General features: G+C 33.6%; 4 protein-coding genes and 1 pseudogene. All 5 read left to right on the top strand.

What is annotated here, in order from left to right; all coding sequences use genetic code 11:
• Positions 1-566: cbb3-type cytochrome c oxidase subunit I (locus ABI657_RS18745; protein ID WP_348098797.1), on the top strand; the 566-nt coding region annotated here is incomplete at its 5' end.
• A 95-nt stretch (positions 567-661) separates the two neighbouring features.
• Positions 662-1,684: a Holliday junction branch migration DNA helicase RuvB gene (ruvB, locus tag ABI657_RS18740; RefSeq protein WP_348098796.1), complete on the top strand. Its 1,023-nt coding sequence runs from the start codon at positions 662-664 to the stop codon at positions 1,682-1,684.
• An 11-nt stretch (positions 1,685-1,695) separates the two neighbouring features.
• Positions 1,696-3,042, top strand: a complete 1,347-nt coding sequence (locus tag ABI657_RS18735) for a cytochrome P450 (RefSeq protein WP_348098795.1) — start codon at positions 1,696-1,698, stop codon at positions 3,040-3,042.
• Entirely contained in the window at positions 3,039-3,965 is a 927-nt protein-coding gene (gene queG, locus ABI657_RS18730; RefSeq protein ID WP_348098794.1) for a tRNA epoxyqueuosine(34) reductase QueG, read from the top strand. Before ABI657_RS18735 ends, queG begins: the two co-directional genes overlap by 4 nt.
• 576 nt (positions 3,966-4,541) lie before the next feature.
• Positions 4,542-6,330: pseudogene (locus ABI657_RS18725) on the top strand (hypothetical protein); the annotation flags it as partial.

Raw genomic sequence — 6,330 nt, 5'->3', positions numbered from 1 at the left:
CTTTAGATATTAACGTTCACGATACTTATTTTGTAATTGCTCACTTTCACTTAGTGATGGGTATCTCTGCTCTATATGGAATGTTTGGCGGAATCTATCATTGGTTTCCAAGAATGTACGGAAGAATGATGAATAAAAACTTAGGTTATATCCATTTTTGGGTGACGGCAGTTTGTGCTTATGGAGTTTTCTTTCCAATGCACTTTATTGGACTAGCAGGCTTGCCAAGACGTTATTATACAAATACAAATTTTCCATTATTCGATGATTTGCAAAATGTGAATGTTATTATTACAATGTTTGCTTTAATAGGAGGAGCTTTCCAATTGGTATTCTTGTATAACTTTTTTAGCAGTATTTTTTATGGTAAGAAAGCTGTTCAAAATCCATGGAGATCTACAACTCTTGAGTGGACAGCTCCGATAGAACACATACACGGTAACTGGCCAGGAGAAATCCCTCACGTTTACCGTTGGCCATATGATTACAGTAATCCCAATTATGATGTAGATTTTGTTCCTCAAAATGTACCGATGAAAGAAGGTGAAGAAGTTTTACACCATTAAAATATTAAAAGACTGTCCTAAACGACAGTCTTTTTTGTTTTGTAACATTAATGAATCTTGTTTTAGAAACTCATTAGTTTCTATATCTTTGTATAATGAATGAAAATCTAGATCCTACTGCAAAAGGATACAACCCGGAAGAATTAGATCTTGAAAAAAAATTGCGTCCGCTGTCATTTGATGATTTTGCAGGACAAGATCAGGTTTTAGAAAATTTGAAAGTCTTTGTAGCTGCTGCTAATCAAAGGGGTGAAGCACTTGACCATACATTGTTTCACGGACCTCCCGGACTAGGTAAAACTACTTTAGCTAATATTTTAGCCAACGAACTTGAAGTTGGAATAAAAATTACGTCAGGACCTGTTTTGGATAAGCCAGGTGATCTCGCAGGTTTACTTACTAATCTTGATGAAAGAGATGTTTTATTTATTGATGAAATCCATCGTTTGAGTCCAATTGTAGAGGAATATCTTTATTCGGCAATGGAGGATTTTAAAATTGATATCATGATCGAATCCGGTCCAAATGCCCGAACAGTTCAAATCAATTTAAACCCTTTTACTTTAATTGGGGCTACTACACGTTCAGGGTTATTAACCGCACCCATGCGTGCCCGTTTTGGAATATCATCAAGATTACAATATTATACCACTGAGCTTCTAACCACTATTGTTGAAAGAAGTTCCTCTATTCTTAAAATGGCTATTTCATTAGATGCAGCTGTAGAAATTGCTGGACGCAGTCGTGGTACACCTCGTATTGCTAATGCTTTATTGCGAAGGGTTAGAGATTTTGCACAAATAAAAGGAAACGGAACTATTGATCTGGAAATTGCACGTTATGCTTTAAAAGCATTACACGTTGATGCACATGGACTAGATGAAATGGATAATAAAATTTTACTCACTATTATCAATAAGTTCAAAGGTGGACCAGTAGGACTTTCTACTTTAGCAACTGCAGTTTCTGAGAGCAGTGAAACCATTGAGGAAGTTTATGAGCCTTTTTTAATTCAGCAGGGTTTTATAATGCGTACGCCCCGTGGACGTGAAGTTACTGATAAAGCCTATAAACATTTAGGGAAAATCAATACCAATATTCAGGGTGGATTGTTTTAATAATCATATCTATGTCTCCTAATAAAAAATATAATTATCCTCATAAAATTTCATTAGGAAGATTTCTATTGGATGCTGAAGGTGTACGAAGAAATCCGATACCTTATCATGAAAAGTATTTTGAAAAATTTGGCGACTCTTTTTCTATTAAGATTGGGTTATCAAAGCATATAATATTGTCCAGAGATAATGAAATAGCACAACAAATATTAGTAAAAAACCATAAGAATTATCATAAGTCAAAATTTCAATCCGTCTACCTTTCAAAATATTTGGGAAATGGACTTTTGACTGTTGATGGTGATTTTTGGTTAAAACAAAGAAGACTTATTCAACCGGCTTTTCATAAGCAAAAGATGAATCAATTAGTTGAAAATATGAATCAGACTATTGTTTCAGAACTTGATGCAATAGTGGAAGGTAAAAGCATTGATCTTTTTCCTGTAATGAGTCAATTGGCATTTAATGTAGTTGCTAAATCCTTATTCCAACTTTCAATTTCAAAAGAGAAGCTTAACAGAATAAAATTTATTATTGGAGAAGTTCAGAATTTCTTAGTCAAAGAAATTAGGCTTCCCCATAAGGCATGGTGGTTTTCAGTAAGTGGTCAGGTAAAAAAGCACCAGCAATTAGCGTTAGAAAACAATGAGATTATTAGAGAAATTATTGATATAAGGAATTCTTCTACGGAAGAATATAATGATTTACTTAATATGCTTCTTGAAACCCGATATGAAGATACGGGAGAACCAATGCCAACAACGCAACTTATTGACGAAATCAAAATTTTATTCATTGCAGGACATGAAACTACTGCAAATGCCTTAACTTTTGCTCTAAATCTTTTAGGAAGGCATCCTGAAGTTCAACAAAAAGTCTTAGAAGAAATAATTGTAATCGAATCTCAGGCAGATAATATTATTGAGCAGCTTCAGAAAATGACTTACACAAATGCTGTGTTGAATGAAGCGATGCGTTTATATCCTCCGGCCTGGATTACTGACAGGCAAAATATAAATGATGAGACACTAGTGGATTACAAAATCAAAAAAGAAACACTCATAGGAGTTTCTTTTTATGCATTGCACCGAAATCCAAAATATTGGAATAATCCAGACAAATTTAATCCGGAACGTTTTCTTGGTGAGCAAAAAAAGATTTCAATGCAATATTTTCACCCTTTTGGTGCTGGGCCAAGAATGTGTATTGGTGTGGGGTTTGCTATGTATGAAATGTGTTTGACTATTTCGCATATTGTAAAAAAATATACAATCACTTCTTATAATGATAATATAAAATTTAATCCCTTAATTACTTTAAAACCAGTTGGAGCAAAAGTTTTATTTTTAAAAAGATGAGTATTAATTCTAAAGAAAAATATTCAAATTTTATAAAATCCGAAGCAAAAAGACTTGGTTTCCTTTCTTGTGGGATCTCTAAAGCCCGGTTTTTGGAAGAAGAAGCACCACGACTTGAAAAATGGCTGAACAATAATCATAATGGTCAAATGGCTTATATGGAAAACCATTTTGACAAACGTCTTGATCCGACATTATTAGTTGATGATGCCAAAAGTGTGGTATCGCTCTTACTTAATTATTATCCTTCCGAAACTCAAAATGAGGATAGCTTTAAAATTTCTAAATATGCATTCGGGCAAGATTATCATTTTGTCATTAAAGAAAAACTAAAAGAATTTCTTTATTCTATTCAGTCAACTATTGGTGATATTTCCGGTCGTGCTTTTGTTGATTCTGCGCCAGTTTTAGATAAGGCCTGGGCAGCGAAAAGCGGTTTAGGCTGGATTGGTAAAAATAGTAATCTTATTACTCAAAAAGTTGGCTCTTTTTATTTTATTGCCGAACTTATAATAGATCTTGATTTAGAATATGATTATGCTACTACAGATCATTGCGGTTCATGTACTGCCTGTATAGATGCATGTCCGACACAGGCAATTGTTGCTCCTTATATTGTTGATGGCAGCAAGTGTATTTCTTATTACACTATCGAACTAAAAGAAAATATTCCTTACGAAATGAAAGGAAAATTTGATGAATGGATGTTTGGATGTGACACCTGTCAGGATGTTTGCCCTTGGAATAGATTCTCAAAATCGCACTCCGAGCCATTATTCAATCCAAATCCAGAAGTTCTTTCTTTTTCAAAAAAAGACTGGATTGAAATTACAGAAGAAACTTTTCGCGCTGTTTTTAAAAATTCTCCTCTGAAGAGAACCAAATTTGAAGGTTTAAAAAGAAATATCAAATTTCTAAGCTAATTTTTTAAGTATAACATCTCTTTTTTTTGATAAAAAATATGCAGAGTATTTATACATACTACTTTATTTACAAAATCAATTTGTTTAAAACACTTTGATTTATGTGTGTTTTTGTTTAAGGTTATGAACTCCAGTATTTTACTCTATTTTCTTTTTTTGTTATTCTTCTGTCTTTTAATCGTAAAATTTAATTGATCAAAGTGTAATTCAACGTTTATCTGGGTAAGTTGTCGGCTTCTCTGATTAATATTCTGGATGTTGTATATTTTTGCTCATCCAAAAACTAGAATTTAATCTAAGACAATTTCGTGTCTTGAACTTATATTGCTTATGGTCCAAACACTACTCTATTTTAATAGGAATATTAAAAATATTTTTATTAAATCATTTCCTTCAATTTTATTGTATTTAACCTACAAGCTGAATGATTTGTTTGGACGTTCAGTTTCTGATATTTTTTTGAATAGGTTCATCATTACATTAACAGATATGTACAAAAACTTTACTTTACCAAATTATTATTTTTTTAAAAAATTTAATTTTCTTCTGCTGATAGTATTTCTTTTTATTTCAAAAATGAATGCTTCAGTGTATTTTCCTTTAGAAAAAACAAATCCAAAAGATATTCAAAATGAAAATTTTGTAATAATTGATTTTTCTGTTCCGCCTAGTCATTGGTTTTGGAAAGGATTGGAAAAGTTCAATAATGTTTCAGATATATGGAATTTAAAACAAAAACAAAAAGAGAAATCGAAAATAAAAATATTTGATTCTAATACTTTTTCGACCGATACAATTTTAAATAAAATAAGTTTAAATCCTGGATTTTTTGCTGATTCAAACAATCAGGCTAATGTGTCATTTGATAGTTTATTAGATTCATCTGCGAATGTTAATAATTCGCAAAATAATATTTTTACAGTTCCTGGTGATAATGATAATGATGGTATTTTAGATGGCGTTGATTTAGATGATGACAATGATGGAATTTTAGATACAGTAGAAAACGCTTCTTGTGGAGTTCCCAATCCATCGCCTGCAACAGGTAATGGAGCCATTATTAATACACTTTTTACAGAGAATTTTGGCACTATGTCTGGTTCAACGAGTGTAACCCTTGCAGGAGTAGGGACAGGTGCTACAACTACATATAATTACTTCGGGGCTACTGCAACGGTACCAACTAATTCTGCAGATGGAAGCGGTCCTCCAAATTCATTGCAAGATGGAAGGTATACTGTTTTTAATAATATACAAAGAACATCTTCTTGGGCAGCTTCAATATGGCAAAATTTGGGAGACCATACAGGTGGAAGTGTCACTCCTGGTACTGATAGGATGTATATTGTAAACGCTAGCTTAACAGCAGGAGAATTTTATAGAAGAACACTAACTGGTGTTGTACAGGGTGTACCAATAAATGCGTCTTTATGGGCGATGAATTTGGATACAGACATTGCTGCAAATAACGGTAGAAACGTACCAAATATTACTGTTAATTTTGTACAATCAGGAAGTGTAGTCTATACTTTTAATACGGCAAATTTAGCTAGATCTCCTCTTGGAGATTTTACTGCGTGGAAGTTTTTTAAAAACCCAACCATATTTGTACCTACTTCTACCGCTCCTATTGACATAGTATTAGTCAACAATTCACCTGGAGGAAGTGGTAATGACCTGGCAATAGATGATATTGTTATTTATCAGGCTATGTGCGATACTGACAATGATGGTATTGCCAATTATTTAGATCCAGATTCTGATAATGATGGATGTAGTGACACTAATGAAGCTTACGGAAATAGCAATACAGATACTAATGGTGATGGAACGTATGGAGGAGTTATTGGAGCAGGACAGGTAGGTTCTGATGGAAGAGTTACAGGTGCATCTTATCCTGGAACTAATTCAAATGTCACGACAGCAACATCAATTACTTCTAATACTAATCCTTCAAATGTATCTGCAAATATTGCAGGAACTGCTAATTTTGCTGTTACAGCTACGGCAGCCACCACGTCCACAATTACTTCCGGAACTCCTAATTATACGATACCCCCGGCAACAAATTCCTCGGCATCTTTAACATATCAATGGCAAATTAATGCAGGGTCGGGGTGGATTAATGTTACTAATGGAGGAACTAATCCAACTTATTCTAATGCTACAACAGCTACTCTTGGGATTAGTCAGATTACAAATGCTATGAATGGTTATTTATATCGAGCAATTATTAAACATAGCAATAATGTATGTGCAAGTGTAACTTCAGCTAGTGCTACTTTATGTGTTCGTCCATCGGTACCGACTATTGCCTCTGCGGCACCGACCTGTTCTTCTGCGGGCACCAGCACGATCAGCAATT

It is taken from the genome of Flavobacterium sp. (genome assembly GCF_039930565.1).
In the GTDB taxonomy this organism is placed as follows: domain Bacteria; phylum Bacteroidota; class Bacteroidia; order Flavobacteriales; family Flavobacteriaceae; genus Flavobacterium.
Note: the sequence above shows the minus strand (reverse complement) of the source record. Positions and strands in the feature narration are given on the sequence as shown.